The organism is Teichococcus globiformis (assembly GCF_042646265.1).
In the GTDB taxonomy this organism is placed as follows: domain Bacteria; phylum Pseudomonadota; class Alphaproteobacteria; order Acetobacterales; family Acetobacteraceae; genus Pseudoroseomonas; species Pseudoroseomonas globiformis.
Window position 1 is genome coordinate 1 of record NZ_JBHRTN010000022.1, and the last position, 3,591, is coordinate 3,591.

The 3,591-nt window shown below is 61.9% G+C and carries 4 protein-coding genes; 2 read left to right on the forward strand and 2 right to left on the reverse strand.

Features of this window, described 5'->3' with window-relative positions; all coding sequences use genetic code 11:
• Positions 1–1,097: glycosyl hydrolase (locus tag ACFOD4_RS19435; RefSeq protein ID WP_379599127.1), on the forward strand; the 1,097-nt coding region annotated here is incomplete at its 5' end.
• A 66-nt stretch (positions 1,098–1,163) separates the two neighbouring features.
• On the opposite strand, the gene ACFOD4_RS19440 is transcribed toward ACFOD4_RS19435, so the two are convergent.
• Positions 1,164–1,817, reverse strand: a complete 654-nt coding sequence (locus ACFOD4_RS19440) for a flavin reductase family protein (protein ID WP_379599129.1) — start codon at positions 1,815–1,817, stop codon at positions 1,164–1,166.
• A gap of 252 nt (positions 1,818–2,069) precedes the next feature.
• Between ACFOD4_RS19440 and ACFOD4_RS19445 the strand changes: the two genes are divergently transcribed.
• The gene (locus ACFOD4_RS19445) at positions 2,070–3,266 is read left to right on the forward strand and encodes an amidohydrolase family protein (RefSeq protein WP_379599131.1); all 1,197 of its coding nucleotides are present in this window, start codon (positions 2,070–2,072) and stop codon (positions 3,264–3,266) included.
• A gap of 3 nt (positions 3,267–3,269) precedes the next feature.
• Here ACFOD4_RS19445 and ACFOD4_RS19450 read toward each other — a convergent pair.
• A partial coding sequence (locus tag ACFOD4_RS19450) for a hypothetical protein (protein ID WP_379599132.1) occupies positions 3,270–3,591 on the reverse strand: 322 nt, incomplete at its 5' end.

The following is a 3,591-nucleotide window of genomic DNA, read 5'->3' on the forward strand; positions in this document are numbered from 1 at the left end:
TCGAGTGGAACGTGAACGAAGCCTATGGCGGGATGGACCCGGCCAAGGCCTATCCCGGCGACCACTATGTCGACATCGTCGGCATGGATTTCTACTTCAATCCGCAATGGCAGAACTGGGATTCCGCCAAAGCCTTCGAGCATGTCCGTGATCAGAAGTACGGGCTGCAGTGGCTGGAGGATTTCGCCAAGGCGCATGGCAAGCCCACTGCCTATTCGGAGTGGGGGGCGCAAGGCAACAATGCGTCCGGCTTCATCAAGGCGGCCGCGGACTGGTTTGAGAGCCACAACGTGGTGTACCAGTCGTACTGGGACTCGAACGCCCAGTATCCGGGCCGTTTGTCCGATGGCAGCGATTGGAACACTGGCTCGGCCTATAAATCCGAGTTCCGCAACTGGAACTCCACCGAACCCAGCTTCGGAGCTAGCCCTCCGGTCAACTCCGGTAGTGGCGGGTCTGCTGGCAGCGCGGGCGGAACGGGTTCCGATAATGGCGGAGCTTCCACCGGCGCCAAGGCGAGTGCGGCGTGGACGACGCAGTCCTGGGGCGGATCGAATTGGACTGGCACCGATGGCAATGACTGGCATCAGTCCAGTGGCAGGGCCGGCGAAACCATGCGCGGCGGCAAGGGTGATGACACCTATTACGTCATGCATCCGGGCGACAAGGTCATCGAGACCGCAGGCGGCGGCACCGACACCGTCGTGACCTGGCTCGGAAGCTATACGCTGCCCGATCATGTCGAGAACCTGACCTTCTACGGCCAGAGCTGGTCCAGAGGAACGGGCAACAATCTCGACAACATCATCATTGGGAATGATGCGCCGAACGTGCTCAACGGCAAGGGTGGTAACAACATCCTCACGGGCGGCGGCGGTGCCGACACCTTTGTGATCGAGAAAGGTGCCGGTCACAATACCATCACCGACTTCCGCCGCTGGGAAGGTGACAAAATTGATTTCCGCGGATTTGGCGACGGAACCTATCTTAACCGAAGCGGCGATGAATGGAGCCTTCGCGCTTCCGATGGTTCCGTGACAAAGCTGACGATCAGTGGCGTAACCTGGTTGAGCAGCTCGGATTACATGTGGAGCTGATCCTGTAGCCATCTTGACGATGGATGGTGCCGAATCACCCGCGCCTGGCGTCCCATCCTGAATCGACTACCCGCGTCGGGCGGCAATCCGCCCGGCACGGTAATCCGCAACACTCATGGTCGGCAGATCGAAGCGCTGGCGCGTCGTGGCATAACCATGTCCACCAAGGCGTCCCACTGCATCCATGAGCTGCGCATCAACATGCAGCCGGTCATCAACCGCATCGGCGCGCAGATGCGCGTGCACCACCTCTCCCAGAATGATCTCGCGGGAAGCGCCGACTTCCAGGAAGGAATGCAGCCTGCATTCCAGTGCGGCAGGGGCCAGAGCGATCCGCGGCGAGGTGACGGCATGGCCGGCGCACAGCTCAAGCCCCGCTTCGTCCAGTTCACTGACCTCCGGCCCGAAAGGTACGGCACAGATATTCATGGCTTCTACCAAGGCGTCCGACACGATGTTGACCGTGAAGCAACCAGCCTCGCGGATGTTGCGCCCGGTGTCCTTTGGCGCGCCATCCGGACGGAATTCGACGCCTAGAGCTATGATAGCCGGATCCGCGGAAAGACAGTTGAAGAAGCTGAACGGGGCGGCATTTGCCTGTCCTTCACGATTGGCCGTGGTAACCCAGGCGATCGGGCGCGGGATCACTGTACCAATCAGGATCTTGTAGCGCTCGCGCGCCGTAAGCGCGGAGAAATCGAAGCTTTTGGTGTCTATCATGCCTTGCTCCTGCTTCGGCGTTGAGGTCCGCAGATGCTTCCAAACGGTCAGCCGGCGAGAACATCATGAAGCCGGAGGGGCCTGCTGCGGCATCAGCATTCCCCGAGATACGAGAAAAAGGCGGGAAGGCGTGGCGGGGCCCCGTTTCCACGGGTCATCTGCATGCATCTCGGCCGCCGCCGTTCCGGTCGACACTTCTCATCGACGATTCTACCGTACGCCGTCAATGGGACGCGAGAGGAAGCACCGAGAATGACCAACGACCTTCTGCTGCGCAACGTCCGCCCCATGGGCACGGCTGCGCTTGATCTGCTGATCCGCGAAGGCCGCATTGTTGTTCTGGAACCGGGCCTGCAGGCACCCGGCATTGCCGAGGAGGATGGCCGTGGTCTGCTGGCCCTCCCCGGTTTTGTTGAAGCGCACACGCATCTGGACAAGTCGTTGTGGGGCATGGGCTGGCGCCGCCATCAGGCAGGCCCTCGGCTGATCGACAAGATCGAGACCGAGCGCCGTTTGAAGAAGGAATGGGACATTGATCCCGCGCGACAATCGGCGCGGCAGTTGGTTCAGTCCCTGCGCATGGGCACCACGGCCATCCGCACCCATGTCGATGTTGATGATGCCGTCCGATTGGCAGGGATGGAGGGTGTACTCCTCACCCGTGACGGCTATGCCGATGTGATGGATATGGAAATCGTCGTCTTTCCACAATCCGGGCTGATGATACGCCCTGGCGTCGCAGCGTTGATGGAGGAGGCGATGCGCATGGGAGGCGATATTGTAGGAGGCCTCGATCCCTGTGGCATCGACCGTGACCCGAAGGGCCATCTGGATGTCGTGTTTGGTCTCGCCGAGGCTTTCGGCAAGCCCGTCGACATCCACTTGCACGAGCCCGGCCAACTCGGCGCCTTTAGCCTGGAACTGATCATTGAGCGGACGCGTGCCCTCGGCATGCAGGGTCAGGTGACGGTGAGCCATGCCTTCTGCCTGGGCGATCCCGATCCCGCCCTCGTCAAACCACTGCTGGAAGCCATAGCCGAGCTCGACATTGCGATTGCCACAACCGCTCCCGCCAGCCGTCCTGTGCCCTCCGCTCAAATCCTGCGCCAGATGGGTATTCGGCTTTGTGCGGGCTCGGACGGCATTCGCGATACCTGGGGTCCATACGGCAATGCCGACATGCTGGAGCGCGCCATGCTCCTCGGGCTGCGCAACAATTTCCGCCGCGACGAGGATGTCGAGCTTGCACTCGACATATGCACTCGAGGTGGTGCCGAGGTGATGGCCCTGCAGGATTACGGGCTGCAGCCGGGTTGTTGGGCTGATCTGGTGCTGGTGGACGCCGAAACGGTGGCAGAGGCCGTCGCCGCTCGTCCCTCCCGCGCTCTTGTGGTCAAGCACGGAAGGGTCGTGGTGCGCGATGGAGCTGCGCTGATCGAAGCGCCCTGACCTTTAGGCCGCGCGGGAGGGCTGCGCCGTGGCGATCAGCTGAGCGGCGCGGTCCTCAAGGCCCGCAACACCTGAAAAGGTTTGCGCGACATCGCAGAGCTTGGAGCGGAGAGAAGCATCCAGGGCAGACCGGCCTTTGGGCAGGGAAGCAAGGATCGTGTCGGCAAGAATAGCCATCAATGTGCCGTAACGCGCGGCCTTCTCCGGTGTCTCAACCCATTCAGGCGCGGCGCCCCACCAGAGGATGTTGAGGAGGCGTTGCGGGGGGGTGGAGGCGAAGATGGCGGCGGTGACGCCGTTGACGGCCTGCAGCAGGGCCTGCTTG